This window comes from Protaetiibacter intestinalis, from assembly GCF_003627075.1.
GTDB classification, from domain to species: Bacteria; Actinomycetota; Actinomycetes; order Actinomycetales; family Microbacteriaceae; genus Homoserinibacter; species Homoserinibacter intestinalis.
Genome location: NZ_CP032630.1, coordinates 2,474,848 through 2,501,151, shown reverse-complemented (window position 1 = coordinate 2,501,151; position 26,304 = coordinate 2,474,848). Strand labels below are relative to the sequence as shown.

Here is a 26,304-nt window from a genome sequence, read left to right as displayed (position 1 = left end):
GTGAGCCGACTGTAACACGTCCGTTATCGTTTCGTGACCTCTTCGTGACCCGCGTTCGGGGTCAGATGAGCGACTTCGTGTGCCAGACCGTCTTCGTCTCCGTGAACGCCGTCACCCGGTCGAGCGCGAGGCCGGGCACCCCCGGCTCCGGACGCAGCACGCGCGTGAGCGTCTCGGCGGCCGCGATCTCGAGGTCGACCCAGTCGAGCTCCCCCGCGCCCGTGAGGTCGAGCGCGTCGACGTCGGCGTGCGAGGCGAGCCACGGGGCGATCTCGGCCGGCGAACCCGTGAGCACGTTGACGACGCCGCCCGGCACGTCGCTCGTGGCGAGCACCTCGGCGAGACTGACCGCCGGGAGCGGGAAGCGCTCGCTCGCGACCACCACGACCGTGTTGCCCGCGACGAGCGCGGGCGCGACGGTGCGCACGAGGCCGAGCAGACCATCCGCCTGCGGGGCGACGATCGCGACGACCCCGGTCGGCTCCGGCACCGAGAGGTTGAAGTAGGGCCCCGCGACCGGGTTGCCCGAACCCGCGACCTGCACGAACTTGTCGGCCCAGCCCGCGTACCAGACCCAGGTGTCGATCGCCTCGTCGACCTCGCGCCCCGCGGCGGCGGTCGTGAGCCCCTGCGCGGCCACGAGCTCGGCCACGAACTGGGCCCGACGCCCCTCGAGCACCTCGGCGACGCGGTAGAGCACCTGCCCGCGGTTGTACGCGGTCGCCCCCGACCATCCGGAGACGGCCGCGCGTGCCGCGACCACGGCATCCCGGGCATCCTTGCGGGAGGCGAGCGAGGCGTTCGCGAGGAAGGCGCCGTCGGCGGTGCGCACCTCGTAGCTGCGCCCCGACTCGCTGCGCGGGAACTTGCCGCCGATGTAGAGCTTGTAGGTCTTGGGGATCGTGAGGCGGGTCATGCGGATGCTCCCTTGAGGTACGCGGCGAGACCGTGGCGGCCGCCCTCGCGGCCGTAGCCCGACTCCTTGAATCCGCCGAAGGGGCTCGCGGGGTCGAAGCGGTTGAAGGTGTTGGCCCAGATGACGCCCGCGCGCAGCCTGTCGGCGACGGCGAGGATCTTCGAGCCCTTGTCCGACCAGATGCCGGCCGAGAGCCCGTAGGGGGTGTTGTTGGCCTTCGCGATCGCCTCGGCGGGCGTGCGGAAGGTGAGCACCGAGAGCACCGGTCCGAAGATCTCCTCGCGCGCGATCGTCGACGACGTCGACACCCCCGTGAAGATCGTCGGGGCGAACCAGAAGCCGTTCTCCGGGAGCTCGCACGGCGCGCTCCAGCGCTCGCCGCCCTCCTGCTCGCCGAGCTCGCTCAGCGCGCGGATGCGGTCGAGCTGCTCGCGGGAGTTGATCGCCCCGATGTCGGTGTTCTTGTCGAGCGGGTCGCCGAGGCGCAGCGTCGCGAGTCGCCGCTTGAGCCGCTCGACGACCTCGTCGTGGATGTTCTCCTGCACGAGCAGCCGGCTGCCCGCACAGCACACGTGCCCCTGGTTGAAGAAGATGCCGTTCACGATGCCCTCGACCGCCTGATCGAGGGGGGCGTCGTCGAAGACGATGTTGGCGGCCTTGCCGCCGAGTTCGAGCGTCACCTTCTTGTGCGTACCGGCGACCGTGCGCGCGATCTCGCGGCCGACGGCGGTCGAGCCCGTGAAGGCGACCTTGTCGACATCCGGATGCCGAACGAGCGCCGCGCCGGTCTCGCCCGCCCCCGTCACGATGTTGACGACGCCCGCGGGGAGGTCGGCCTGCTGCAGGATCTCGGCGAACAGCAGCGCCGTGAGCGGCGTGGTCTCGGCGGGCTTCAGCACGACCGTGTTGCCCGCCGCGAGGGCCGGCGCGATCTTCCAGGCGAGCATGAGCAGCGGGAAGTTCCACGGGATGACCTGCGCGGCGACCCCGAGCGCGCGCGGGTCCGCCCCGAGGCCCGCGTAGTCGAGCTTGTCGGCCCAGCCCGCGTAGTAGAAGAACCAGGCCGCGACGAGCGGCACGTCGACGTCGCGGCTCTCCTTGATGGGCTTGCCGTTGTCGAGCGACTCGGCGACCGCGAGCTCGCGGGCGCGCTCCTGCACGAGTCGGGCGATGCGGAACAGGTACTTGCCGCGATCGGAGCCCGACATCCGCGACCACGTCTTCGTGTACGCGCGGCGCGCGGCGGCGACGGCCGCGTCGACGTCGACCTCGGAGGCGGTCGCGATCTCGGCGATCCGCTTCTCGGTGGCGGGCGAGATGGTCGTGAACGAACCGCCCGTGCCGTCGCGGAACTCGCCGTCGATGAAGAGCCCGTAGCTCTCCCTCAGGTGCAGCACCGAGGTCGACTCGGGTGCCGGGGCGTAGTCGAGGAAGCCGCGGCCGGAGATGTCGAGGTCTTTCATGGGAGGGCTTCCTAGTCGATCGTCACGTAGTCGGGGCCGGAGTAGTGGCCGGTGCGGAGCTTCTGGCGCTGCAGGAGCACGTCGTTGAGCAGGCTCGAGGCGCCGAAGCGGAACAGGTGCGGCTGCAGCCACTGCTCGCCGACCGTCTCGGCCACCGTCACGAGGTACTTGACGGCGTCCTTCGAGCTGCGGATGCCGCCCGCCGGCTTCACGCCGACGTACTCGCCCGTGAGCCGATGCCAGTCGCGCACGGCCTCGAGCATGAGGAGCGTCACGGGCAGGGTCGCGGCCGGGCTCACCTTGCCGGTGGAGGTCTTGATGAAGTCGCCGCCCGCGAGGATCGCGAGCCAGGAGGCGCGGCGCACGTTGTCGTAGCTGTTCAGCTCGCCGGTCTCGAGGATCACCTTGAGGCTCGCGTAGCTGCCGTCGGCGCGGCGGCAGGCCTCCTTGACGGCCACGATCTGCTCGAACACCGTGCCGTAGCGGCCCGCGAGGAAGGCGCCGCGGTCGATGACCATGTCGATCTCGTCGGCCCCCGCCGCGACCGCGTCGCGCGTGTCGGCGAGTTTGACGGCGAGCGAGGCGCGACCGGAGGGGAACGCCGTGGCGACCGCGGCGACCGAGACGAGACCGTCGTCCGGGTCGCCGTGGGCGGCACCCAACGCCTCCACCGCGGCCGGCACCATGTCGCCGTAGACGCACACCGCGGCGACGCGCGGTGTCGTCGGATCGGAGGCGTCCGGCTGCAGCGCCTTCGCCACGAGCGAGCGCACCTTGCCGGGGGTGTCGGCGCCCTCGAGGGTCGTCAGGTCGATGAGCTCGATGATGCGGTCGAGCGCCCACGCCTTCGAGCTCGTCTTGATGGAGCGGGTACCGAGGGATGCGGCGCGCTGCTCGAGCCCGACCGCGTCGACCCCGGAGAGCCCCTCGAGGTGCTGCCGGAGGCTGCGTTCGGTGAGGTCGCCTCCGAGCAGGCGCACGGCGCGGTCGGCGGGGGCGAGCACGGTCGTCTCGATGGTCATGAGTCCTCCAGAAGGGCGCGGGCGGTCGCCTCGTCGGTGATGAGCACGCTGCACAGGCCGCTCAGCACGATCGCCCGCGCGATGTCGTGCTTGGCGCGTCCGGCGACGACGCAGATGCCCGTCGATGCGGCACGCAGCGTCTCGAGCGAGATGCCGAGCGTGCGCTCGTCGAGCGCCGGGTCGACGATGTTGCCGTTCGCGTCGATGTAGCGCCCGACGACGTCGCCGATGGCGCCCCGCCGGGCGAGCTCCTCGACGTCGTCGGCACGCAGGTAGCCGCTCTCGACGTGCGCCGAGTTCTCGTCGCCGACGCCGGCGCTGTACAGGTAGGCGTCGGCGTGGGCGGCGCGCTCCAGCACCCCCGCGACGGTGCGGTCGGCCTCGATGGCCTGCTTCGTGGAGACGCGCTCGAGGATCGCGGGGCTCGGCAGCAGCACGGCCTCGCCCCGACCGCGCTGGGCGATCGTCGCGGCGAGGGTCGCCGCCGTGCCGGGACGCCGGTTGAGACTCACCCCGCCGTTGATCTGCACGACCGTGATGCCGTGCGCCCAGCCGTCCGGCATCCGCTCGGCGACCTCGGTGAGCGTGCGACCCCAGCTGACGCCGAGCACGCGCGGGGCGGGGCGCAAGGCCGTGAGGAAGTCGGCCGCGGCCTGGGCGACCCGGCCGGTGACGCCGGCCTCGTCGTCGGGGGTGGGGACGACCACGGCGTCGGCGAGACCGAAGCGCTCGCGCAGCATCCGCTCGCTCACGAGCCGGCGTGCGCGCGGATGCACGATCTCGATGCGCACGATGCCGCGCTCACGCGCCTCGGCGAGCAGGCGACCGGCCTTCCAGCGCGAGATGCCGAGCAGGCCGCCGATCTCGTCCTGCGTCTTGTCCTCGTCGTAGTAGAGCTCGGCGACGCGCACGGCGAGCAGTTCGTCGTCCATCGTCCCTCCGCATCCGACGGTAGCCCTCGGCGGGACGTGCGGCAACATTCGCGTGCGAGTGTGCTCGAATGAGCAGCTGCGGGCGCTCGTCGGCGCGGCTGCGCTCAGCGCGCGCGGCGCCGACCGAGCTCGGCGCGCGCAGCGGCGTCCTCCGCGTGGTGGCGCGTCGACCAGGTGGCCCAGTCGACGGGATGCCCGTGCAGCAGGTCTTCGAGCTGGTCGAGGCGCAGCGACCACAGCGCCTCGCGCTCGGAGAGCCGCCCCCACGCGTCGACCACGGTCAGGCGCAGCACCGTCGATTCGCCGCGGGGGCCGCCGAGGGCGCCCGCGAGCTCGATCGTCACGTCACCGAAGGCGGGCGAGACGACCTGCAGGACCGCGGGTGCCGCAGGGGTCTCCGGCTCCTCGAAGCGCACGGGCGTCGTGCCCGAGACGAGCCGCTCGGCGGGGTGCAGCCAGCCCTCCACGAGCACGGGGTCGACGAGCGCCTCCCACACGATCCCGCGCGGCAGCGGGATCGACCGCTCGGCGCGCAACTCGTCCACGCCTCAACGCTACGCCGCGGCACCGTCACCGCCGTGCCGCCTCGCCCGTCCGCGAAAGTACGCACTTTTGGGCTCGGGATGCGGCGTGTCGGCCCAAAAGCACGTACTTTCGGGGACTCGGGTCAGAGCTCCGAGTCGACGGAGCGGCCGCGGGCGAGGATCGCGCTCGCGGGGAGGATGAGCACGACGGTCGCGAGCAGGAACACGAGCGGCACGGTCCAGCCGCCCGTCGCGTCGTGCAGGATCCCCACGATGAACGGGCCCGTCGCCCCGAGCAGGTAGCCCACGGTCTGCACGAAGCCCGAGAGCGCGACCGTGGATGCCGGGCTCGCCGAGCGCAGGTTGATGAGCACGAGGGCGAGCGGGAACAGCAGCGGCCCGAGCCCCGCGCTCGCGACCCACACGACGGGCGCCGCCGCGGGCGCGAACAGCAGCCCGAGGTAGCCCACCACGAAGCAGGCCATGCCGAGCAGGGCGAGCGGTGCCGAGCTGCGCGGGAACCGCGCCGTGATGACGGGCACGAGCAGGCCCGCCGGGAAGCCCATGAGGGCGTAGAGCGCGAGCAGGGCGCCCGCCGCCGCGTCGTCCATGCCGGCGTGCTCGGTGAGCAGCTTCGGCAGCCAGGCGAAGGCGGCGTACGCGGCGAGGCTCGACGAGCCGAAGATCACGCCGATCGACCAGGCGGTGGGCGAGCGCAGCATCCGCACCCCGAGGCGCGGTCCGCGGGGTGCCCCCGGATGCTCGACGGCCGCCTCCGTCGCGGCGGCCTGCGCGTCCTCCATCGCGACCGCGCCGAGCTCGATCGGGCCGGTCGCGACGGTCTCCGTCGGCGACGCGGCGACCGGTTCCGGCCGCCGCAGGTACGGGATCCACGGCACCGCGGCGATCGCCGCCACGAGCACCCACACCGCGAGCGAGGTGCGCCAGCCCGCCGAGTCGGCGATCGGCACGGCGAGCAACGCCGGGATGCCGGTCGAGACCGACAGCAGGGTCGCGTAGAGCGCGGTCACGAGCCCGACCCGGTCGGGGAAGTACCGGCGCACGACGGGCGGCAGCAGCACGTTGCCGAATCCCGCGCCGAGCAGCGCGACCATGCTCGCGAACGTCAGCACGAGCGACTCGGGCGCCAGCGTGCGGCCGAGGTGCCCGAGCACCATCGCCCCGAGCGCCGCCATGAGCGCGCGCTCGAGCCCGAGCCGGCGGGCGACCAGCGGGGCCAGCAGTCCGCTCGCGGCGAAGGCGAGCGGCGGCGCCGAGCCGATCACCCCGAGCACGACGGTGTCGAGCGGGATGTCGCGCCCGACCTGGTCGAGGATCGGCGAGAGTGCCGCGACGGGTGTGCGCAGGCTCAGCGCGACGAGCAGGATGCCGAGGAGCGCGAGCGAGCGTCCCGCCCACAGCGGGCGCGTCGTCACGGGGCGTCCGCGAGGATGCGGCGGGCGGCATCCGCGTCGCTGCGGATCGCGGCGACGAGCGCGTCGAGGTCGTCGAACTTCTCCATGCCGCGCACGAAGTCGACGAAGGCGAGCTCGATCGTGCGCCCGTAGAGGTCGAGGTCGACGTCGAGCAGGTGCGCCTCGGCCTGGTGCTGCGGCACGCCGTCGAAGGTGGGGTTGTTGCCGATCGAGACCGCCGCCGGGTAGCGGTGTCCGTCGACGGTCGCCCACGCGGCGTAGACGCCGTCTGCGGGGAGGAAGCCCTCGAGGCGCTCGGGGTCGAGGTTGGCGGTCGGGTAGCCGAGCTCGCGACCGCGCCGCTCCCCCGCCACGACGACCGAGCGCACGGTCGGGTACCGGCCGAGCACGCGCCCGGCCTCGACGACGCGTCCGGCGTCGAGCGCCTCGCGCACCCAGGTCGACGACGCGCGCCGCTCGGCGGCATCCGCCCGGTCCTCGCCCGTGCGCACGTCGTCGATGAGCACGACCTCGAAGCCGTGCGCGGCGCCGAGCTCCCGCAGCAGCTCCACGTCGCCCGCGCCCTTGCGACCGAAGCGGAAGTCGCTGCCCGCGAGCACGACGCGCGCGCCGAGACCGTCGACGAGCACGCGGCGCACGAACTCGGTCGGCTCGAGGTCGGCGAGGGCCTGGTCGAAGGTCAGCATGAGGGTCGCATCCACCCCGGCGTCCGCGAGCAGCTCGCGCTTCTGCGGGTTGCTCACGAGCGGCGCGGGGCAGAACGCGGGCGCGAGGAGCGACAGCGGATGCCGGTCGAAGGTCACCGCGACCGAGTGCAGCCCGCGCTCCGCGGCGACGTCGGCGAGCCGGCGGAGCACCGCGCGGTGGCCCGTGTGCACGCCGTCGAACTTGCCGATCGTGACGGCGCTCGGCCCGAAGTCGGCCGGCACCTCCCCGAGCGACGCGAAGAACTGCATCAGGCGGGCGTCTCCGCGCGCCGCCGGGCGCGCAGCCAGAGGATGCCGAGCACGGGCAGCACGAGCGGCACGAACAGGTAGCCGGCTCCGAAGGCGCTCCAGACCGTCGCCTCGCGGCCGAAGGGGTTCGCGTCGTGCAGGCCCAGCACGGCGGGCGCGAGCAGCGAGAGCGCGCCGACGACGAGCACGCCCGCGAGCTCGAAGCTGATCGTGACCCAGGCCACGCGATCCCAGCCGAGGGCGAGCGACAGCGTCGCGAGCACGTAGACGACGGCCGCGACGGCCGACAGGGTGAACGCGACGGGCGCCTCGTCGAAGCGGTCGATGATCTGGAAGCTCGATCGGCCGAGGGCGGCGATCGCGAGGATCCCGTAGAGGGCGACGAGGACGCGACCGACGCCGATGGTGCGGGTGCGGGGCTGGGCGGACATCGCCCACCAGACTATCCCGCCAGCTGCACGCTCCAGATCTGCTCCATCCGCCACAGCATGACGGCGATCGCGAAGGCCGCGGCGCCCAGCACGACGTTGGACCAGCGGGTGCGCTCGACGAGCGACCAGACGATCGCGAGCGGGGGGATGATGAGCGCCGAGATCAGGTACATCCAGAACTCGAGGGGGTTGCCGGTGGGCGTGTTGCCGGCGAACGGCGCGACGATCGCGACGACCGCCTGCGCGACGAGCAGCAGCTCGATCGCGGCGACCGAGAGCACCGTGAGGTCGTTGGGCTTGCGTCCCGCGAGCCCGAGCACGACGCACACGAGCCCCACGAGGGCCGCGTAGACGCCCTGCACGATCGTGAAGCCGATGATCATGGCAGCACCTCCGAGGTCGGCAGCCCGAGCAGCACGCGCGCGCGTCCGCCGCGCAGGGCGACGAGCGCCGCGAGCCGTCCCTCCGGCGTGAGCGCGGCTGCGGTCTCGGCGTCGGGGGCGTCGAGCTCGACGCGCTTGCCGTGGGCGAGGTCGCGCGTCGCGTCGGCGTCGAGGCGGACGACGGGGAACAGCGCCGAGGCGACGTCGGCCGGGTCGCGCAGCACGGCATCCGCGTCGAGGGCCGCCGCCGCGTCGGGATCGTGTCGCGGGTCGGGCAGCGTGACCGCGTCGTCGATGCGGAACGGGCCCACGCGCGTGCGCCGCAGCGCCGTGAGGTGCCCGCCCACGCCGAGCCCGGCGCCCAGGTCGCGGGCGAGGGAGCGGATGTAGGTGCCCGAACTGCACTCGACGCGCACGTCGAGCTCGACGGCCGTGCCCGCACGGCGGGTGGCGAGCAGCTCGAAGCTGCGGATGACGACCCGCCGGGCCGCGAGCGTCACCTCCTCCCCCGCACGCGCGAGGTCGTAGGCGCGACGCCCGTCGACCTTGATGGCGCTGTAGCTGCTCGGCACCTGCTCGAGCTCGCCCGTGAGCGCGGCGATCCCGGCGGCGACCGCCGCATCCGTCACGCCGGAGGCGTCGGCCTCGGAGATCGGGGTGCCGTCGGCGTCGTCGGTGTCGGTCGCGACGCCGAGCCGGATGGTCGCGGTGTACTCCTTGTCGAGGCCCACGAGGTAGGTGAGCAGCCGGGTCGCGCTGTCGACGCCGAGCAGCAGCAGCCCCGTCGCCATCGGATCGAGGGTTCCCGCGTGGCCGACCTTGCGCGTGCCGAGGATGCGCCGGGCGCGCGCGACGACGTCGTGGCTCGTGACCCCCTGCGGCTTGTCGACGAGCAGCACACCGCTCGTCACGAGGTCGGCTCGTCGCGCAGGGCCAGCAGCAGGTCGAGCTTGGTGGGCAGGATCGCCTCGAGCAGCTCGCGCGCGAGCGGGTCGTCGTCGTAGTCGTCGGCCATCCGCATCCCCACGACGGTGTTGAGCAGCATGCCGCCCGCGAGGAAGTCGCTGCACTCGGCGGCGTCGAGTCCCACCTCGTCGCGCAGGAAGCGGTACACGTCGAGCATGCCCTGACGGGCGGCGCGCCCGATGACGGGGTCGGCGCCCATCGCGAAGGCGTGCATGAGGCTCAGCAGCAGCCCGCGGTCGGCCAGCAGGTCGACGTAGGTGCGGCCGATGCAGCGCTGCAGCGCCTCGTGATCGCCCGGGTCCGCGGTCTCGCGGTTCTCCTCGAGCGCGGTGCGGAAGGCCGACATCATGCGGTCGAGCGCGCGCTGCAGCACCTCGAGGAAGAGGGTCTCCTTGTTGCCGAACATCCGCACGACGTAGGGCTGGCTGACGCCCGCCTCGCGGGCGATCTGGTCGGTGGTGGCTCCGTAGTAGCCGCGGTCGCCGAAGACCCGGGTCGCCGCCTCGAGCACGAGGGCGCGGCGGTCCTCGGATCGCATGCGGGTGACGACGGCGTCATCGGTGCTCAGGCTCACGCTTGACATGTTATCAACCGATTACTAATCTCGCTGCTTGTAATCATCCGATTACCTCATCCACGTTTCTCGTCCACCGACGCTGGAGCCATCATGACCACCTCCCCCGCAATCGACGTCGAGACCCGCCCGGCACGGCGGATCCCCTTCGGCCTCGCCGTGCTCGCCACGGCCCTCCCCATGTTCATGGCCACCCTCGACAACCTCGTCATGACGAACGCGCTCCCCGCCATCCGCCTCGACCTCGGTGCCGACATCGAGGAGCTGCAGTGGTTCATGAACGCCTACACGCTCGTGTTCGCGAGCTTCATCCTCATGGCCGTCGCCCTCGGCGACCGCTACGGGCGGCGCACCGTGTTCGCGATCGGCATCGGGCTGTTCACCGCATCCTCCGCCGCGGCCGCGCTCGCGACCGACCCCACCCAGCTCATCGTCGCGCGCGCCTTCCAGGGCCTCGGCGGGGCGGCCATCATGCCGCTCTCGCTCGCGCTGCTCGCCGGCTCGGTGCCCGAACGGCGCCGCCCGCTCGCCATCGGCATCTGGGGCGGGATCTCGGGGCTCGCCGTCGCGGCAGGCCCGCTCATCGGCGGCGCCGTCGTCGAAGGCTGGAACTGGAACGCGATCTTCTGGCTCAACGTGCCGATCGGCCTCATCGCGATCCCCGTCGCCCTCGCCCTGCTGCCGAACGCCTTCGGCGAGAAGGTGCGCGCCGACCTGCTCGGCCTCGCGCTCGCCGGCCTCGGCGTGCTCGGACTCGTCTGGGGCATCGTGCGCGGCAACGACGCCGGCTGGGACAGCGCCGAGGTGCTGCTCGGGCTCATCGGCGGCGGCATCCTGCTCGCGCTCTTCCTGCTGTGGGAGACGCGTGCGAGCGCCCCGCTGCTGCCGCTGCGGCTCTTCCGCGACCGCTCGTTCTCGATCGCGAACGTCGTGGGCCTCGGCTTCGGCTTCGGGATGTTCGGCTCGGTGTTCATCCTCATCCAGTTCCTGCAGATCGTGCAGGGCTACTCCCCGCTCGAGGCGGGAGTGCTGACCATGCCGTGGACGCTCGCCCCCATGTTCGTGGCGCCGCTCGCGGGCATCTTCGCGCCGCGCGTCGGCACGCGCACGCTCATCGTGGCGGGCCTCGTGCTGCAGGCGACCGGCCTGTTCTGGCTCGCCGCCGTCATGACGGCCGACGTGCCCTACGGCGAACTCGTCGGCGCGTTCATCGTCGCGGGCATCGGCATGGGGCTCGTCTTCGCGCCCTCCTCGACGGCCGTGCTCGCGAACATGGTCCCGGCGGACACCGCCAAGGCATCCGGAACGAACTCCACCATCCGCGAGATCGGCATCGCGCTCGGGATCGCCGTGCTGACGGCCGTCTTCACCGGGGCGGGCGGCGAGCTCACCCCGACCGGCTACGTCGACGCCGCAATCCCCGCGGTGCTGACGGGGGCGGCCGTCGTCGCCGTGACCGCGGCCGTCGCCCTGCTGCTGCCCGCCGGCCGCCGCGCCGCGGCACACGCCCCCGCGGATGCCGAAGTCGTCGCCGAGGAGCCGGTGGCCGTCGCGGGCTGAGGCGGTCCGCCGGACACCGCCTAGGCTCGGAGGCATGCGGATCGGCGTGATCGGGGCGGGGGCCGTCGGCGGCACCTTCGCGGGCCTGCTCGCCGCGGCCGGCCACGACGTCGAGGTCGCCGCCCGCGGCGCGCAGCTCGACGCGATCCGCGCGGGCGGCCTGCACCTCGACGGCGGCTGGGGCGAGCACACCGCCGCCGTCCAGGCGAACCCCACGCTCACGGTGCGACCCGAGCTCGCGATCCTCGCCACGAAGGCGCAGGATGCCGCGACCGCCCTCGCGGCGAACGCGACCCGGCTCGAGGGGGTGCCGCTGCTCGTCGTGCAGAACGGCCTCGGCGGGCTGCGCGTCGCGCATGAGGAACTGCCCGACTCGCCCCTGCTCGGCTGCCTCGCCCTGTTCGCCGCCTCCTACCTGGAGCCCGGCCACGTGACCGTCACGGGCGCCAACCCCGTCGTCATCGGCGAGGGGCCGGGCGCCGACCGGGCGCTGCTCGAGCGCGTCGGGGCCCTGGTCGGCGAGGCGCTGCCCGTCGAGCTCACCGACGACCTGGTGGGCGCGCAGTGGACGAAGCTGCTCATCAACCACGTCAACGCGCTCCCCGCGATCACCGGCCTCTCGGTGCAGGAGGTGGTCGCCGACCGACGCCTGCGTCGCATCCTCAGCGCGAGCATGCGCGAGACGGTGCGCGTCGCCCGACGGATCGGCGTGCGGTTCGGGAAGGTGCAGGGCGTCTCGGGCCGCGTGCTCGACCTGCTCGGGGTGCTGCCGCTCGCGCTCGGCGAGCAGTTCCCCCGGCTGCTCGCGCGGCGCATGGGCGCGGTGCCCAACCCGGGTTCGACGCTGCAGAGCATCCGGCGCGGGCAGCTCACCGAGATCGAGTTCCTGAACGGCGCCGTCGTCGATGCGGCGACCGAGCACGGGCTGAGCGCCCCGGTCAACGCCGCGATCGTCGCCCTCGTGCACGAGGTGGAGGGCACGCGCGAGTTCCTCGGCGTCGACCAGGTCGCGGCGCGGGTGCCGGTCTAGGGGCCTCCCCGGGGATCAGCAGGCGTCGGCGAACACGCGCCGCGGATGCTCGACGTCGGTGTTGTCGATGATCGCGATCGCCGCCTGCCGCGGCTTCGCGTCGCGCTCGTAGAGCTCCTGCGCGCCGTCATAGCGGGCGGCCAGCTCGGGCGACGGGGTGGAGCCGTCGCGCACCCGCATCCGCTCGGCCCGCACCTCGGCGTCCGCCTCGAGCCAGATCGAGTAGTTCCAGATGCCGCGCAGTTCGGGGCGGTTGAGGAACACGCCGTCGACGATGAGGAACAGGTCGGCGGGGCCCGTCGTCCACTTCGGCTCGATCGGCGTATCGCGCCGGTAGTCGAAGGCGGCGGTCACGAAGGCGGCCGAGCCTCCCACCCGGAAGGGCTCGATGAGCACGCGACGGAACACGTCGTACTGGTAGCCGTCGCGGTAGCAGCCCTCGGCCGAGAAGCGGCCGCGACGGTAGCGCTGCTCGGCGGGCGCGTGGAAGTCGTCGATCGAGGCGCGCGCGACGGCGAGCCCGCGCCGCTCGAACTCGCGCGCGAGGTCGTCGGCGAAGACCGTCTTGCCGGCGCCATCCGCCCCGTCGACCGCGATCGCGATGCGCCCGCGCCGGTAGTTGCCGAGGATCTCGTCGACGGTCGCCGCGATCACGTCGCGGCGCAGGGGTGCCCAGCGCGCCATGGCGTCAGCCTACGCTGAGCAGGTGCAGCGGGCGGCGGATGCGGGGATCGGCGAGAGCGTCGCCGCCTGGTTCGCGGCGGGGCACCGGCCGCTGCCGTGGCGCGCGACGGGCTTCCCCGCCTGGGGCGTGCTCGTCTCGGAGTTCATGCTGCAGCAGACCCCCGTCGCGCGGGTGATCCCGCGCCTCGCGGAGTGGCTCGAACGCTGGCCGGAGCCCGCGGCGCTCGCCGCGGTGCCGCCCGGCGAGGCGGTGCGCGCGTGGGACCGGCTCGGCTACCCCCGGCGCGCGCTCAACCTGCACGCGGCATCCGTCGCGATCACCGAACGGCACGCGGGCGTCGTGCCGGAGGACATCGAGGCGCTGCTCGCGCTGCCGGGGGTCGGACCGTACACGGCGCGCGCCGTCGCGGCGTTCGCCTACGGCATCCGGGTGCCGGTCGTCGACGTCAACGTGCGCCGCGTGCTCGCCCGCGCGGTGCGTGGGGTCGGGGAACCGGGCCCCGCCCGCACGACCGAGGAGCTCGCCCTCATGGAGTCGCTGCTGCCCGCCGACGCGCCCACGGCACGACTCGCGAACGCGGGGATGATGGAGCTCGGGCAGACCGTCTGCACGGCCCGCACCCCCGACTGCGCACGCTGCCCGATCGCCGCGGCGTGCGCCTGGCGGGCGGCGGGCTACCCCGCGTACACCGGCCCGGCGGCGCCCAGGCAGAAGCCGTACGCGGGATCCGATCGCGAGGTGCGCGGCCGGATCCTGCGCGAACTGCGGGCGAGCGAGCTCCCGGTGCCCGCCTCCCGGGTGGCAGAGCTGTGGGCGGATGCCGTGCAACGCGAGCGCGCCCTCGCGGGCCTGCTCGCCGACGGCCTCGCCGTCGCGGTCGACGACGCGTACGCCCTCCCGACGGCCTGACCCGGCCCGACCGGCGGAAGGCGCTCGATCCGCAGCGCCCGCCGCGCGTCCGCGGCAGACTGTTCGCATGCCCGAGCTGCCGGAGGTGCACGCGCTCGCGACCGAGCTGGATGCGCGCCTGCGCGGCCGGGTGATCGAGCGGCTGCAGGTGGTGGCGTTCCCCGCGCTCAAAACCTACGACCCGCCCGTCGAGGCCCTCGCGGGCGAACGGATCGCGGGCGTCGCCCGGCACGGCAAGTTCCTCGACGTCTCGACCGAGGGCGGCCCGCATCTCGTGATGCACCTCGCCCGCGCCGGCTGGGTCCGCTGGCGCGCGGGCGCGCCGAAGACCTCGGGCCGCCCGGGCTCCGGCCCGCTCGCGGCACGCCTCGTGCTCGACGACGGCTCCGGTTTCGACGTGACCGAGGCCGGCACGAAGAAGAGCCTTGCGCTGTACGTCGTGCGCGACCCCGCGGAGGTGCCGGGCATCGCGCGCCTCGGGCCGGATCCGCTCGCCGCCGACTTCACCCTGGAACGCTTCCGCGGCATCCTCGCGGAGCAGGGCCGCACGCAACTCAAGGGCGTGCTGCGCGACCAGTCCGTCATCGCGGGCGTCGGCAACGCCTACTCGGACGAGATCCTGCACCTCGCGCGCATGTCGCCGTACAAGCCCGCCGCGATGGGCGAGGAGGACTCCGCGGCGCTCTTCGACGCCCTGCGCACGACGCTCGCGGATGCCGTGGCACGCGCCGAGGGCACGGCGGCCACCGAGCTCAAGGCCGAGAAGAAGTCGAAGCTGCGCGTGCACGGGCGCTTCGGCGAACCGTGCCCGGTCTGCGGGCGCCGGATCGAGCAGGTGATCCTCGCCGACCGCACCTTCCAGTACTGCCCCGGATGCCAGACGGGCGGGAGGAAGCTCAGCGACCGGGTACTGGATCGGCTGCTGAAGTAGCGGGCAGACGCTCGGCGAGCAGCTCCAGGGTGCGCTCGCGACCCACCGCGCGGTCGACGGGCTCGTCCTCGCGCGATCCGGCACCCGGCGACACCATGACTTCGTCGACCCCGAAGCGCTCCGCGAGCTCCCGGATGCGGGCGGCCGCGGCATCCGGGGCGCCCACCACCCAGCGCTCGCGCATGAGCTCGATGACGTGGCGCGCGGCCGTGTCGAGCTCCTCGCGCTCGGCCGTCTCGACCGTGTCGAGGGCGCGCAGCGGCTTCCCGGTGCGCAGCCGCGCCATGTTCTGCAGCGCGGGGAGGGCGCGGGCCTCCGCCTCCTCGGCGGTGTCGGCGACGACCACGTTGAGGGTCAGGAAGGTGCGCGGCGCGGCGAGCGTCTCGGAGGCGCGGAACTCGCGCCGGTAGACGTCGAGGGCGAACTCGGTGCCCTCGCCCGAGAAGTGGTGCGCGAACACGTAGGGCAGGCCGAGCTTGGCCGCGAGGTGGGCGGAGTACTCGCTCGAGCCGAGCAGCCAGAGCTCGGGCAGCCCCGCCGCCGCAGGGGTCGCCCGCACCTCGTAGTCGCGCAGGCCGTCGCGCGTGTTGACGGTGACGGTCGCGCCGTCGCCCGCGAGTGCCCGGATGTCGCCGAGGTGCTCCTCGAAGCGGTCGACCTCGCTCGTCGGGCCGCTCGAGCGCAGCAGCGCCGAGATGACGGGGTCGGAGCCGGGCGCCCGCCCGATCCCGAGGTCGATGCGGCCCGGGGCGAGCGCCTCGAGCGCCGCGAACTGCTCGGCGACCACGAGCGGCGCGTGGTTCGGCAGCATGACGCCGCCCGAGCCGACACGGATGCGTTCGGTGCGCGCCGCGACGGCCGCGATGAGCACGGGCGGCGTGGTCGATGCCACAGACGGCATGTTGTGGTGCTCGGCGAACCAGTAGCGCGTGTAGCCGAGCTCGTCGGCGCGCCGGGCGAGCGCGAGCGAGGCGGCCACGGCATCCGCCGAGCTCTGGCCGGTGCGCACGGGCACGAGGTCGAGCACGGAGAGAGCGGGGGTCACCCTCGCCTCAACGCATCCACGACCGACCCGATTCCCGGCGATGTCTCCGCAACTCAGGAGAACCTGCGAAAACGCCTATGCAGCCACGCCGAAAGGCGATATCTCCTGAGTCGCGAACCCGCGGGTTTTCGCAACTCAGGAAATCCGATCGCATCCACGGGAGAAACACCGCACAGGCCCGGATCTCCTGAGTTGCGAAACAGGCGCGGTTCAGTCCTCGTCGTCCTCGTCGAGCTCGCGGGGCTTCACGTACGGGTCCTCGTCGCCCGCGTAGTGGGCGTTCGCGGCGAGGGCCCGCGCCTCGTTGTCGCGCTCGGTCGCCTCGCGCAGCAGCGCGTCGATCGCGGCCGCGTTCTCGGGGATCGCGTCGGCGATGAACTCGAGGCTCGGCGTGAGCCGCAGGTTGAGGTTCTTGCCCACCTCGGTGCGCAGCATCCCGGTCGCCGCCTTGAGGGCGGCCGCGGAATCCACGCGCTCTTCCTCACTGCCGTACACCGTGTAGAAGACGCTCGCGTGCTGCAGGTCGCCCGTCACCCGCACATCCGTGATGGTCACGAAGCCGAGGCGCGGGTCGCGGATGCCGCGCTCGAGGCGACGCGCGATGATCTCGCGGATGCGGTCGGCGACCTTGGCCGCCCGGGGGTTCTCACCCATGGGTCTCTCCTCTCCGAGAGCCGCGAACGGTGCCGAGGCGGGGCCCCGGCACCGTTCGATGCATCAGCCGCGCGGCTTCTCCACCATCTCGATGGTCTCGATCTCGTCGCCGAGCTGGATGTCGTTGTACTTGCCGAGCCCGATACCGCACTCGAACCCTTCCTTGACCTCCGTCACGTCGTCCTTGAAACGACGCAGCGACTCGATCGCGAGACCGTCGGCGAGCACGACGCCGTCGCGGATGACGCGCGCCTTGGCGTTGCGCGTGATCGTGCCCGAGCGCACCAGCACACCCGCGATGTTGCCGAACTTGGAGGAGCGGAACACCTCGCGGATCTCGGCGACACCCGACTGCACCTCCTCGTACTCCGGCTTGAGCATGCCCTTGAGGGACTGCTCGATGTCGTCGAGGGCCGAGTAGATGACCGAGTAGAAGCGGATGTCGATGCCTTCGCGGGCGGCCCGCTCGCGCGCCTTGACGTCCGGGCGCACGTTGAAGCCGATCACGATCGCGTTGTCGATCGTGGCGAGATCCACATCCGACTCGGTGATCGCACCGACGCCGCGGTGCAGGATGCGCAGCTGGACCGAGTCGTCGACCTCGATCTTGAGCAGCGACTCCTCGAGCGCCTCGACGGCACCGGAGACGTCACCCTTGATGATGAGGTTGAGCGAGTCGACCTTGCCCTCCTCGAGCGCACGGGTGAAGTCCTCGAGGCTGATGCGCTTGCGGGCCTTCGCCAGCTGGGCGTTGCGTTCGACGGCCTCGCGCTTCTCGGCGATCTGGCGGGCGGTGCGGTCCTCCTCGGTGACGAGGAAGGTGTCGCCCGCGCGCGGCACGGTCGACAGACCCTGCACCTGCACGGGGCGCGACGGCCACGCCTCCTCGACCGGCTCGCCGTTCTCGTCGTGCATGGCACGCACGCGGCCGTAGGCGGTGCCCGCCACGATCGCGTCGCCGACGCGGAGGGTTCCCGACTGGATGAGCACGGTCGCCACGGCGCCGCGGCCCTTGTCGAGCTTGGCTTCGATCGCGACACCGCGCGCGTCCTTGTTGGGGTTCGCGCGCAGGTCGAGGCCGGCGTCCGCGGTGAGCAGCACCGCATCCAGCAGGTCCGTGATGCCGATGTTGTTGAGCGCCGACACGTCGATGAACATCGTCTCGCCGCCGTACTCCTCGGCCACGAGACCGAACTCGGTGAGCTGCTGGCGCACCTTGGCGGGGTTGGCCCCCTCCTTGTCGATCTTGTTGACCGCGACCACGATCGGCACGTTCGCCGCCTGGGCGTGGTTCAGGGCCTCCACCGTCTGGGGCATGATGCCGTCGTCGGCCGCGACCACGAGGATCGCGATGTCGGTCACCTGCGCACCACGGGCACGCATGGCGGTGAACGCCTCGTGACCCGGGGTGTCGATGAAGGTGATGGCGCGCTCGATGCCCTCGTGCTCGGTCCACACCTGGTAGGCGCCGATGTGCTGGGTGATGCCGCCCGCCTCGCCCGCGACGACGTTCGCCTTGCGGATGGCGTCGAGCAGCTTGGTCTTTCCGTGGTCGACGTGACCCATGACGGTGACGACCGGGGGCCGGATCTCGAGGTCCTCGTCGTCCTCGTCCTCGAGCTCCTGCTCGAGGTCGAGCCCGAAGCCCTCGAGGAGCTCCTTGTCCTCGTCCTCGGGGCTCACGACCTGGATCTTGTAGCCGAGCTCCTCGCCGAGGATCGTGAAGGTCGCCTCGTCGAGCGACTCGGTCGCGGTGGCCATCTCGCCCAGGTGGAACAGGGCGGTCACGAGCGAGCCGGGCTGCACGGTGAAGCCGGTCAGGGCCTCCAGCTTGTCGGCGAGGTCGCTGATGGACGCGCCGCGGCGCAGGCGGATGACGGTCTTGCCGTCGCCGCGGGGAACGCTGACGCCGCCGAGCTGCGGGGCGTCCCGCATCTCGAACTCGGCGCGCTTCGTCCGCTTCGACTTGCGGGCGCGCGACTTGCCGCCGCCCTTGCCGAACGCACCGGCCGTGCCGCCGCCGGGGCCACGACCACGGCCGCCGCCGCCACCGGGACGACCGGCGAAGCCGCCGCCACCGCCGGGGCCGCCGCCGGGACGCTGGAAGCCGCCGCCGGCGCCGCCGGGACGGCCGGGGCCGCCGGGACGCTGCTGGAACGGCGCGCCGCCGGGACGCGGGGCACCGGGGCGCGGGGCTCCCGGACGCGGGGCGCCGGGGCGCGGAGCGGCCGGACGCGGGATCGCGCCGCCGCCCGGACGCGGCATGCCCTGCGTCGAGGAGAACGGGTTGTTGCCGGGACGCGGGGCGCCGGGACGCTGCATGCCCTGGCTGGGCGCGTAGGGGTTGTTCCCGGGACGCGGAGCACCGGGACGCGGGCCGCCTGCGGCGGGCGCGCCCGGGGTGCGCGGGGCCGCGGGGGCCGCCGGACGCTCCGCCGCGGGCGCGGCGGGCGCCGCGGGCGCGCTCGGGGTCTCGGCGGGAGCCGGGGCCGGAGCCGCGGGCGCCTCGGCGGCGGGCGCGGGGGCCGGCTTCGCGGCCGCCGGACGCGGTGCCGGCTTGGCGGGAGCGGGCGACGGCGATGCCGGCGCCACGCCGTCGGCCTGCAGCGCCGCCTTGAGGCGACGCGCGACCGGCGGTGCGATGGAGGAGGACGCACTCTTCACGAACTCGCCCATGTCCTTGAGCTTCTCAAGGGCGATCTTGCTGTCGATGCCGAGTTCGTTCGCGATCTCGTGCACGCGGGGGTTGGCCACAATTCTCCTGTCTGGATTCCGCTCCAGGCAGGAGCGGACGTTATCGGTGGAGGGGTCTCATTTCGAGCCGCTCATTAGTTGTCCATGTGCCGTTCAGCCTGTTCGTCAGGGACTGGATAGAGGTTCGTCAGCTCGCTCGCATCGAGCGCCCCGTCCGTCCGGAGGGCCCGCCCGAGGGCGCGCTTCCGGATGGCCGTCGCGACGCATCCCGGATCCGGGTGGACCCAGGCGCCGCGCCCTGGGAGTCGTGCCGCGGTATCCACCACGACCCGTCCGTCGCGCGCGACGAATCTCACGAGTGAGGTTCGGGGAGCACGCTGCCGGCAACCCAGGCAGGTTCTGACGGACTCCATCCTACCCCCTCGCCCGGACGCGTCGCCGACCGGCGCGCGCCTCAGGACTCCATGACGGAATCGGGCTGGATGTCGATGCGCGCCCCCGTGAGCTTCGCGGCCAGGCGGGCGTTCTGCCCCTCCTTGCCGATCGCGAGCGACAGCTGGTAGTCGGGAACGAGCGCCCGCACGGCCTTGAGCGACTGGTCGACGACGAAGGCGCTCGTCACCTTCGCGGGGCTCAGCGCGTGGGCCACGAAGGTCGCGAGGTCATCGGAGTAGTCGACGATGTCGATCTTCTCGTCGTTGAGCTCGGTCGTGACGGCACGCACCCGTGCGCCGAGCTCGCCGATGCACGCGCCCTTGGCGTTGATGCCGGGCTGGGTGGCGCGGACCGCGATCTTGGTGCGGTGACCGGCCTCGCGGGCGAGCGAGGTGATCTCGACGACGCCCGACGCGATCTCGGGAACCTCGAGTGCGAAGAGCTTGCGCACGAGCCCCGGATGCGTGCGGCTCACCGTGATCGAGGGGCCCTTGAGCCCCTTCGCGACGCTCGTCACGTAGACGCGGATGCGGGCGCCGTGCGGATACTCCTCGCCCGGCACCTGCTCCTCGGGCGGCAGGATCGCCTCCACGGTGCCGAGGTCGATGTGCACCATCCGCGGGTTCGGCCCCTGCTGGATGACGCCCGCGACGATGTCGCCCTCGCGCCCGCGGAACTCGCCGAGCACCTTGTCGTCGCCGATGTCGCGCAACCGCTGGTTGATGACCTGCTTGGCGGCGAAGGCCGCGATCCGACCGAAGTCGTCGGGGCTGTCGATGGCCTCGCCGATGATCTCGTCGTTCTCGTCGCGCTCGGGCACGTAGATGGCGACGTGTCCGGTCTTGCGGTCGAGCTCGGCGCGGGCGCCCGCGTCGGGGGCCTGCCCGGTGTGCTTGAGGTAGGCGGTCAGGATGGCCTGCTCGATGATCTGGACGAGTTCGTCGAAGGGGATCTCGCGCTCACGTTCCATGAGCCGCAGTACGGCGAGGTCGATGTCCACGTCAGCCTCCGATATTCAGATCTCGTCCCGGCGCCCCGGGGGTGCCGCGACCGTCCACTCTACCCGAGCGGATGCGGCGGGCGCACCGACGCGGGACACGCCGGAAACGTTGGGGCGCGTCCGGTCGGCGCCCGGCCCCACACTGGGAGCATGCCCGACGCGCCCGCCGAGTTCACGGACGTCTACCGGCGGCATCTGCCCGCCGTGAGCGCCTACCTCGCCCGCCGCGTCGACCGGGCCGACGTCGAGGATCTCGCCGCCGACACCTTCGCGATCGCGTGGCGCAAGCGCGACGCCGTCGCGGCCGGCGAGGAGCTGCCGTGGCTCTACCGCATCGCCTCGTACCAGGTCGCCAACCACCGGCGTCGGCTCGCGATCCGCGCGAGCGCGCTCGGCCTGCTGAGCGCGCCCGACTCGGCGCCCGGCGCGGATGCGTTCGTCGAGGCCGACCCGGAGCTCGCCGCCGCCTGGCGCGGTCTGCCCGCGCGACACCGCGAGATCCTCGCGCTCGTCGTGCTCGACGAGCTGCCCGTGGGCGAGGCGGCGATCGCCCTCGGGATCAGCCCGAACGCCACGAGCATCCGCCTGCACCGCGCCAAGAAGGCCCTCGCCGACGCCCTCGCGGGGGCGCGCACGGATGCCGGAGGCCAGGGATCGGACCCGGATTCGTCCCCGGGTGAAAGATCGGCGCCCGCCGCGACATAAACCGGGTATGAACGATCTCTCCGACGAGACCACCGCCCGTCTCCGCGCCGCAGCCGCGGCCTCCCCCGCCCCCGACCTGGACCCCGCGGTCGTGGCGGGCGCGCCGGGTCACCACGCCCCGCGCCTCGTGCGGAAGGGCCGGGCCGTGCGCGCCGCGGGCGTCTCGGTCGCGGCCGTCGCCGCGGTCTCGGTGGGGGCGCTCGTCATCGCGAACCCCTTCGCCGCACCCGCCGCCCTGTTCGCGGCCGGCGGCGGCTCGCCCGTGGCCGCCGGTGCCGAGGACTCGGCGCTGTCGGCCGACAGCCGCCTCGCGCTGTGGACGCAGTACGAGTACCTCGCGGGTGCCGGGCTCTCGACCGACGGCGGCCGCGGCACCGTCTACGAGCTGCGCCGCACGGGCGACCCGGAGGCCGTGCTCGCGCGTGCGGCCCGGGCGCTCGGCCTCGACGGAGAGGTGCACGCGTCGAGCTGGTCGACCCCCGAGTACCCCACGTGGATCGTGGGCCCCGAGGACGGCACCGCACCCTCCGCGAGCGTGACCTGGACCGGGACCGGCAGCTGGTGGTACAGCGACCCCACCGCCTCCCCTGCGCCGGTGTGCGTCGACGTGCCCGTCGAGGAGACCCCCGACGGCACGACCGGCGGCTACCAGGACTGCACGCAGCCGGAGGTGCCGGCATCCGAATCGCTCGCGCCGAGCGAGGCCGAGGCACGCGATCTCGCGGCCGAGCTGTTCGACGCCACGGGCTTCCCCGTGAAGGAGTCCGACATCCGCGTGACGGCGGACGCCTGGCAGACCACCGCGAGCGCGAGCCTCGTCGTCGACGGCGTCGCGACCGCGCTCGAGGCGAGCGTCGCATGGTCGACGCTCGGCAGGATCACCTGGGCCACCGGCCACTCGGTCGAGGTCGTCGCCCGCGGCGACTACGACACGGTGTCGGCGGCCTCCGCCGTCGACCGCCTGGACGACGGGCGCTGGTACGGCGCGGCCGGACCGGACTACACGGGCTCCGCCGTGCTGTACGCCGCCGACAGCGGCCTCGCCCGCGACGGCGTCGCCGTCTCCTCGGGCGAGGCGGAGCCGCCGGTACCCTCGGACGGCGACGGTTCGACGGGCGGCGAGCCCGTCCCCGCCCCGACCGAGCCCGCCGACCCGGGCGACCCCGGCGTCGTCCTGCCGGATCCGGGCGTGACCGAGCCGGGCACCGTCCCCGGTACCGAGCCGACCGATCCGCCTCTCGTGGACCCGATCCCGGAGCCGCTGCCGACGCCTGAGACCGTCACCGTGACGCTCGACCACGCCGAGGCCACCCTGCTGCTCATGTGGGACGTCGACGGCAACGCCTGGCTCGTGCCCGGCTACGCCTACGAGATCCCCGAGCAGGACTACTGGACGACGATCGTCTCGCTCGTCGAGGGCGTCATCACGCTCCCCGAGCCCGCGCAGATCGAGCCCCTGTCCGACGAGGCCGCCTACTGACGCAGAGGCCTAGAGATTCGTGCCGTTTGGTCGCTTCGGGGCTCGAATAGCGACCAGACGGCACGAATCTCAGGCTCGTCGCACGATGAGCACGGTGCGGAGGCGTGCGAGGAAGGCGGCAGGGTCGCCGAACAGGTCGGCGGCGGTGACGCGGATGACGCGGTAGCCAGCGTCCTCGAACAGCTCCCGGCGGCGGGGTGCGCGGGAACAGCACCGAGACGTGTAGCGGCTCGTCTGTGAGCCACGACGGGAGGGGCGCCCCGTACAGCGCCGCCGCGGTCACATGGCTGAACGCCTGCCCGTCGAGCATGATCGGCTGGAACGCCGCGCACCGCTCGCGAATCGTGTCAAGCCGCAACTCGACGCCCGAGACGCCGTGGAAGGGATGCGCCACATCCCTTCGCCGCATTCGCGACCTGGACACGTCCCAGATCGCCGCCTCCGAGGTGCGGATCGCGAGCCCCGCGAGTTCGGGCGGGAGTCTCCGGGGAGGACGCGACATCCCCGCAGCATGCCCGGTCCGCCCTCGATGCCGCGCCGCTCATCCACAGGGTGAGGAGATTCGTGCCATCTGGTCGATTCGAGTCCCGAATAGCGACCAGACGGCACGAATCCCGAGTCTCAGGTGAGGGATGCGGTGAAGCGCTCCACGAGGTCCGCGGCGGGGACCTCGGTGCGCTCGTTCGTGCGACGGTCCCACAGCTCGACGAGGCCGTCGGCGGCGCCGCGACCCACGATCACGACGGTCGGCACGCCGAGCAGCTCGGCGTCGCCGAACTTGACGCCCGGGGAGACCTTGGGGCGGTCGTCGTAGAGCACCTCGAAGCGCTCCGCCTCGAGCGAGGCGGCGAGCGAGGCCGCGAGCTCGAAGGCCACCTCGTCCTTGCCGGTCGCGACGACGTGCACGTCGAACGGCGCGATGCCGCGCGGCCACAGCAGCCCGCGCTCGTCGGCGGTGGTCTCGGCGATCGCCGCCAGGATGCGGGTGACGCCGATGCCGTAGGAGCCCATCGTGACGGTCACGAGCTTGCCGTTCTCGTCGAGCACCTTCAGGCCGAGCGCCTCGGCGTACTTGCGGCCGAGCTGGAACACGTGCCCGATCTCCATGCCGCGGGCGAGCTCGACGGGCCCCGAGCCGTCGGGGGCGGGGTCGCCCGCGCGCACCTCGGCGATCTCGACCGTGCCGTCGAGGGTGAAGTCACGGCCCGCGACGAGGCCGAACACGTGCTTGCCGTCGACGTTGGCACCGGTGATCCAGCTCGTGCCGTCGACGACGCGCGGGTCGCCGAGGTAGCGGATGCCGGATGCCGACTCCTCGCCCAGCACCGCCCCGGTGGGCGACCACGGGCCGATGTAGCCCTTCACGAGCACGGGGTTCTTGTCGAAGTCCGCCTCGGTCGCGGGCTCCACCTCCGCGGGCGCGAACGCCACCTCGGCGCGCTTCAGGTCGACCTCGCGGTCGCCGGGCACCGCGACGATGACGAGCTCGCGCGTGCCGTCGAGGTGGGTGAGGGCGAGCACGACGTTCTTGAGCGTGTCGGCGGCCGTCCAGGCGCGATCCTCACGCGGCACGCCCGCGTTCGCGACATCGACGAGCGTCGCGATGGTGGGCGTGTTCGGGGTGTCGTGCACGGCCGCCTCCGGCTGGCCCTCGATGGGCAGCGCCGCGGGCGCGACCGTCGTGAACGCCTCGACGTTCGCCGCGTAGCCGCCCGCGGAGCGCACGAAGGTGTCCTCGCCGATCTCGGTGGGGTGCAGGAACTCCTCGGAGCGCGATCCGCCCATGGCGCCGGCATCCGCCTGCACGATCACGTAGTCGAGGCCGAGCCGCGTGAAGATGCGCTCGTAGGCGTCGCGCTGCGCCTGGTACGAGACGTCGAGGCCCGCATCCGTGTGGTCGAAGGAGTAGGCGTCCTTCATCGAGAACTCGCGGCCGCGCAGCAGGCCCGCGCGGGGTCGCGCCTCGTCGCGGTACTTGTCCTGGATCTGGAAGATCGTGAGCGGCAGGTCCTTGTAGCTCGAGTAGAGGTCCTTCACGAGCAGGGTGAAGACCTCCTCGTGGGTGGGCGCGAGGAGGTAGTCGGCGCCCTTGCGGTCCTGCAGGCGGAAGATGCCGTCGCCGTACTCCTCCCAGCGCCCGGTGGCCTCGTAGGGCTCGCGGGGCAGCAGGGCCGGGAACAGCACCTCCTGGGCACCGGCGGCCGCCATCTCCTCGCGGATGACGCGCTCGATCTTCGCGCGCACCCGTAGCCCGAGCGGCAGCCACGCGAAGATGCCCGGCGCCTGCCGGCGGATGTAGCCGGCGCGCACGAGCAGCTTGTGGCTCGTGGCCTCGGCGTCGGCGGGGTCTTCCTTCAGGGTGCGGACGAAGAGCTGGGAGAGGAGCGTGGGCACCCGTTTACTGTAGCCGCGCGCGCCCGGCGACCCGCACGAGCACGCGGTCACCCGGATGCCGCCGCGAGTACCGCGGATGCCGCGCGCTCGGCCGCATCCGCGTCGCGTAGCCGCTCCCCGAGTCGGGCCGCGCGCGCCGCGACCGCCTCGTCGCCGAGCAACCGTTCGATCGCGGCGCGCAGCTGCGCCACGGAGGCCTCGCGGTGCAGGCTCTCCCCCACTCCGGCCCGCGCGACCGCCTCGCCGACGAGCGGCTGGTCGGCGTGCGAGCTCATGGCGACGACGAGCACCGGGACGCCCGCGGCGAGCGCGGCCATCGTCGTGCCGTGGCCGCCGTGGCCGACCAGCAGCCGCGCCCCGGGCAGCAGCTCCGCGTGCGGGGTGAAGCCGCGTCGCTCGACGTTCGCGGGGATGCGCAGCTCCTGCGCGTCGAGCGACGGCGCGAGCGTCACGACCGCGTCGACCGGCAGTGCCCCGACGGCGTCGAGCGTCCGCTGCAGCGCCTCGCGCTGCCCCGGATAGCTGATGGTGCTGAAGCTCACGACCACCCGCCCCGCCGCACTACCCGCCGCCGCGCCCCCGCCGGCGAGCACGGGCCCCGCCTGCACGAGCCCCGCCGCCGGGATCGCCGACGGATCGACCGGATCGAGCCCGGGGTCGGTCAGCACGATCGCGAGGTCCGCCGGATGCCGTGCCGGGTGGGCGCGCCGCACCCGCAGCCACGCCCCCATCGGGCTCGTCGGGCGCCACTGGCCGGTCCAGTAGCGCGAGAAGGCGTGCAGCACGAGCACCGTCGTCGCCCCGGACGCACGCGCCGGCGCGAGCGCGACGGGGACCATGCAGTCCACGAGCACGACATCCGCCGGCTCGCGCGCGAGCTCCTCGGCGACGTCCCGGGCGATCCCGCGGTCGGAGGCGAGCCCCAGCCAGCCGAGCATCGAGCGGATGCCGGGGCGCGCGGCGAGCGGCGACCACGGCCGCGCGTGACGGTAGGGCAGGAACTCGGCGCCGCTCGCCTCGTACGCCGCCGAGACCGCGGGGTGCGCGAGCACCCGCACCCGGCATCCGCGCCGGGCGAGCGCCGCGATGACGGCCGCGACGGGCTGCGTGTTGCCCCCGGCGTGCGCCGTCACCACGAGCACCCGGGTGCCCGCAGCCGAAGCTCTCGCCGGCACGCGC

The 26,304-nt window shown here is 73.2% G+C and carries 25 protein-coding genes; 6 read left to right on the top strand and 19 right to left on the bottom strand.

Annotated elements, in window-relative coordinates; genetic code table 11:
- Positions 1 to 61: 61 nt before the first annotated feature.
- The 11 genes from D7I47_RS11835 to D7I47_RS11785 all read right to left on the bottom strand — a co-directional run bounded on the left by D7I47_RS11835 (position 62) and on the right by D7I47_RS11785 (position 9,603).
- On the bottom strand, positions 62 to 916 hold the full coding sequence (locus tag D7I47_RS11835; protein ID WP_120763244.1) for an aldehyde dehydrogenase family protein: 855 nt from the start codon (positions 914 to 916) through the stop codon (positions 62 to 64).
- On the bottom strand, positions 913 to 2,379 hold the full coding sequence (locus tag D7I47_RS11830; protein WP_120763243.1) for an aldehyde dehydrogenase family protein: 1,467 nt from the start codon (positions 2,377 to 2,379) through the stop codon (positions 913 to 915). The genes D7I47_RS11835 and D7I47_RS11830 overlap by 4 nt, the downstream gene beginning before the upstream one ends.
- Positions 2,380 to 2,390: 11 nt before the next feature.
- Positions 2,391 to 3,401 (bottom strand): deoxyribose-phosphate aldolase, encoded by a 1,011-nt coding sequence (deoC, locus tag D7I47_RS11825; protein WP_120763242.1) that lies wholly within the window; start codon positions 3,399 to 3,401, stop codon positions 2,391 to 2,393.
- Positions 3,398 to 4,333 (bottom strand): sugar-binding transcriptional regulator, encoded by a 936-nt coding sequence (locus tag D7I47_RS11820; RefSeq protein WP_120763241.1) that lies wholly within the window; start codon positions 4,331 to 4,333, stop codon positions 3,398 to 3,400. Before D7I47_RS11820 ends, deoC begins: the two co-directional genes overlap by 4 nt.
- Positions 4,334 to 4,437: 104 nt before the next feature.
- Positions 4,438 to 4,878, bottom strand: coding sequence for an SRPBCC family protein (locus tag D7I47_RS11815; protein WP_120763240.1), 441 nt, complete (start codon positions 4,876 to 4,878; stop codon positions 4,438 to 4,440).
- A gap of 122 nt (positions 4,879 to 5,000) precedes the next feature.
- Positions 5,001 to 6,293 (bottom strand): MFS transporter, encoded by a 1,293-nt coding sequence (locus tag D7I47_RS11810; protein WP_120763239.1) that lies wholly within the window; start codon positions 6,291 to 6,293, stop codon positions 5,001 to 5,003.
- The gene (locus D7I47_RS11805) at positions 6,290 to 7,249 is read right to left on the bottom strand and encodes a bifunctional riboflavin kinase/FAD synthetase (RefSeq protein WP_120763238.1); all 960 of its coding nucleotides are present in this window, start codon (positions 7,247 to 7,249) and stop codon (positions 6,290 to 6,292) included. Before D7I47_RS11805 ends, D7I47_RS11810 begins: the two co-directional genes overlap by 4 nt.
- Entirely contained in the window at positions 7,249 to 7,680 is a 432-nt protein-coding gene (locus D7I47_RS11800; protein ID WP_120763237.1) for a hypothetical protein, read from the bottom strand. Before D7I47_RS11800 ends, D7I47_RS11805 begins: the two co-directional genes overlap by 1 nt.
- Before the next feature lie 11 nt (positions 7,681 to 7,691).
- The gene (locus D7I47_RS11795) at positions 7,692 to 8,063 is read right to left on the bottom strand and encodes a hypothetical protein (RefSeq protein ID WP_120763236.1); all 372 of its coding nucleotides are present in this window, start codon (positions 8,061 to 8,063) and stop codon (positions 7,692 to 7,694) included.
- A complete protein-coding gene (gene truB / locus D7I47_RS11790; protein ID WP_120763235.1) occupies positions 8,060 to 8,974 on the bottom strand; it encodes a tRNA pseudouridine(55) synthase TruB in 915 nt (304 codons plus the stop codon). Before truB ends, D7I47_RS11795 begins: the two co-directional genes overlap by 4 nt.
- On the bottom strand, positions 8,971 to 9,603 hold the full coding sequence (locus tag D7I47_RS11785; protein WP_157981719.1) for a TetR/AcrR family transcriptional regulator: 633 nt from the start codon (positions 9,601 to 9,603) through the stop codon (positions 8,971 to 8,973). Before D7I47_RS11785 ends, truB begins: the two co-directional genes overlap by 4 nt.
- A gap of 93 nt (positions 9,604 to 9,696) precedes the next feature.
- Here D7I47_RS11785 and D7I47_RS11780 point away from each other — a divergent pair, with 93 nt between their 5' ends.
- Both D7I47_RS11780 and D7I47_RS11775 read left to right on the top strand, forming a co-directional pair.
- Positions 9,697 to 11,163 carry an MFS transporter gene (locus tag D7I47_RS11780; protein ID WP_120763233.1) on the top strand — a complete coding sequence of 489 codons (1,467 nt, stop codon included), beginning with the start codon at positions 9,697 to 9,699 and terminating at the stop codon, positions 11,161 to 11,163.
- A 34-nt stretch (positions 11,164 to 11,197) separates the two neighbouring features.
- Positions 11,198 to 12,193, top strand: a complete 996-nt coding sequence (locus D7I47_RS11775; protein ID WP_120763232.1) for a ketopantoate reductase family protein — start codon at positions 11,198 to 11,200, stop codon at positions 12,191 to 12,193.
- A gap of 15 nt (positions 12,194 to 12,208) precedes the next feature.
- On the opposite strand, the gene D7I47_RS11770 is transcribed toward D7I47_RS11775, so the two are convergent.
- Positions 12,209 to 12,877 (bottom strand): nucleoside/nucleotide kinase family protein, encoded by a 669-nt coding sequence (locus D7I47_RS11770; protein ID WP_120763231.1) that lies wholly within the window; start codon positions 12,875 to 12,877, stop codon positions 12,209 to 12,211.
- Between D7I47_RS11770 and D7I47_RS11765 the strand changes: the two genes are divergently transcribed.
- Complete coding sequence (locus D7I47_RS11765) at positions 12,876 to 13,787, top strand: HhH-GPD family protein (protein WP_120763230.1); 912 nt, start codon at positions 12,876 to 12,878, stop codon at positions 13,785 to 13,787. The genes D7I47_RS11770 and D7I47_RS11765 overlap by 2 nt on opposite strands.
- A 67-nt stretch (positions 13,788 to 13,854) precedes the next feature.
- The gene (locus D7I47_RS11760) at positions 13,855 to 14,718 is read left to right on the top strand and encodes an Fpg/Nei family DNA glycosylase (RefSeq protein ID WP_120763229.1); all 864 of its coding nucleotides are present in this window, start codon (positions 13,855 to 13,857) and stop codon (positions 14,716 to 14,718) included.
- Here D7I47_RS11760 and D7I47_RS11755 read toward each other — a convergent pair.
- The 5 genes from D7I47_RS11755 to nusA all read right to left on the bottom strand — a co-directional run bounded on the left by D7I47_RS11755 (position 14,684) and on the right by nusA (position 20,546).
- Complete coding sequence (locus D7I47_RS11755; protein WP_120763228.1) at positions 14,684 to 15,763, bottom strand: LLM class flavin-dependent oxidoreductase; 1,080 nt, start codon at positions 15,761 to 15,763, stop codon at positions 14,684 to 14,686. The two genes, D7I47_RS11760 and D7I47_RS11755, sit on opposite strands and share 35 nt — an antisense overlap.
- Before the next feature lie 210 nt (positions 15,764 to 15,973).
- Entirely contained in the window at positions 15,974 to 16,417 is a 444-nt protein-coding gene (rbfA, locus tag D7I47_RS11750) for a 30S ribosome-binding factor RbfA (protein WP_120763227.1), read from the bottom strand.
- 63 nt (positions 16,418 to 16,480) lie between these two features.
- The gene (gene infB, locus D7I47_RS11745) at positions 16,481 to 19,171 is read right to left on the bottom strand and encodes a translation initiation factor IF-2 (protein ID WP_193726438.1); all 2,691 of its coding nucleotides are present in this window, start codon (positions 19,169 to 19,171) and stop codon (positions 16,481 to 16,483) included.
- A 74-nt stretch (positions 19,172 to 19,245) separates the two neighbouring features.
- Positions 19,246 to 19,524, bottom strand: a complete 279-nt coding sequence (locus D7I47_RS11740) for a YlxR family protein (protein WP_120763226.1) — start codon at positions 19,522 to 19,524, stop codon at positions 19,246 to 19,248.
- A gap of 41 nt (positions 19,525 to 19,565) precedes the next feature.
- Positions 19,566 to 20,546, bottom strand: a complete 981-nt coding sequence (gene nusA / locus D7I47_RS11735; protein ID WP_120763225.1) for a transcription termination factor NusA — start codon at positions 20,544 to 20,546, stop codon at positions 19,566 to 19,568.
- A gap of 150 nt (positions 20,547 to 20,696) precedes the next feature.
- On the opposite strand from nusA, the gene D7I47_RS11730 reads away from it, so the two are divergent.
- The gene (locus D7I47_RS11730) at positions 20,697 to 21,251 is read left to right on the top strand and encodes an RNA polymerase sigma factor (RefSeq protein WP_120763224.1); all 555 of its coding nucleotides are present in this window, start codon (positions 20,697 to 20,699) and stop codon (positions 21,249 to 21,251) included.
- Positions 21,252 to 21,258: 7 nt separating this feature from the next.
- On the top strand, positions 21,259 to 22,731 hold the full coding sequence (locus D7I47_RS11725; RefSeq protein ID WP_120763223.1) for a hypothetical protein: 1,473 nt from the start codon (positions 21,259 to 21,261) through the stop codon (positions 22,729 to 22,731).
- 621 nt (positions 22,732 to 23,352) lie between these two features.
- Here the strand turns inward: D7I47_RS11725 and D7I47_RS11715 are convergent.
- Both D7I47_RS11715 and D7I47_RS11710 read right to left on the bottom strand, forming a co-directional pair.
- A complete protein-coding gene (locus D7I47_RS11715; RefSeq protein ID WP_120763221.1) occupies positions 23,353 to 25,125 on the bottom strand; it encodes a proline--tRNA ligase in 1,773 nt (590 codons plus the stop codon).
- 47 nt (positions 25,126 to 25,172) lie between these two features.
- Entirely contained in the window at positions 25,173 to 26,300 is a 1,128-nt protein-coding gene (locus D7I47_RS11710; RefSeq protein WP_157981718.1) for a glycosyltransferase, read from the bottom strand.
- Positions 26,301 to 26,304: the final 4 nt, after the last annotated feature.

Bases quoted from the DNA above. Each gene is read 5' to 3' on its own strand.
- D7I47_RS11780 (WP_120763233.1), top strand. From the start codon at position 9,697: ATGACCACCTCCCCCGCAATCGACGTCGAGACCCGCCCGGCACGGCGG.
- D7I47_RS11820 (WP_120763241.1), bottom strand. From the start codon at position 4,333: ATGGACGACGAACTGCTCGCCGTGCGCGTCGCCGAGCTCTACTACGAC.
- D7I47_RS11800 (WP_120763237.1), bottom strand. From the start codon at position 7,680: ATGTCCGCCCAGCCCCGCACCCGCACCATCGGCGTCGGTCGCGTCCTC.
- D7I47_RS11725 (WP_120763223.1), top strand. From the start codon at position 21,259: ATGAACGATCTCTCCGACGAGACCACCGCCCGTCTCCGCGCCGCAGCC.
- D7I47_RS11805 (WP_120763238.1), bottom strand. From the start codon at position 7,249: ATGCAGTTCTTCGCGTCGCTCGGGGAGGTGCCGGCCGACTTCGGGCCG.
- D7I47_RS11830 (WP_120763243.1), bottom strand. From the start codon at position 2,379: ATGAAAGACCTCGACATCTCCGGCCGCGGCTTCCTCGACTACGCCCCG.
- rbfA (WP_120763227.1), bottom strand. From the start codon at position 16,417: ATGGGTGAGAACCCCCGGGCGGCCAAGGTCGCCGACCGCATCCGCGAG.
- D7I47_RS11795 (WP_120763236.1), bottom strand. From the start codon at position 8,063: ATGATCATCGGCTTCACGATCGTGCAGGGCGTCTACGCGGCCCTCGTG.
- D7I47_RS11730 (WP_120763224.1), top strand. From the start codon at position 20,697: ATGCCCGACGCGCCCGCCGAGTTCACGGACGTCTACCGGCGGCATCTG.
- D7I47_RS11770 (WP_120763231.1), bottom strand. From the start codon at position 12,877: ATGGCGCGCTGGGCACCCCTGCGCCGCGACGTGATCGCGGCGACCGTC.
- D7I47_RS11760 (WP_120763229.1), top strand. From the start codon at position 13,855: ATGCCCGAGCTGCCGGAGGTGCACGCGCTCGCGACCGAGCTGGATGCG.
- D7I47_RS11765 (WP_120763230.1), top strand. From the start codon at position 12,876: ATGGCGTCAGCCTACGCTGAGCAGGTGCAGCGGGCGGCGGATGCGGGG.
- D7I47_RS11775 (WP_120763232.1), top strand. From the start codon at position 11,198: ATGCGGATCGGCGTGATCGGGGCGGGGGCCGTCGGCGGCACCTTCGCG.
- D7I47_RS11740 (WP_120763226.1), bottom strand. From the start codon at position 19,524: ATGGAGTCCGTCAGAACCTGCCTGGGTTGCCGGCAGCGTGCTCCCCGA.
- D7I47_RS11835 (WP_120763244.1), bottom strand. From the start codon at position 916: ATGACCCGCCTCACGATCCCCAAGACCTACAAGCTCTACATCGGCGGC.
- deoC (WP_120763242.1), bottom strand. From the start codon at position 3,401: ATGACCATCGAGACGACCGTGCTCGCCCCCGCCGACCGCGCCGTGCGC.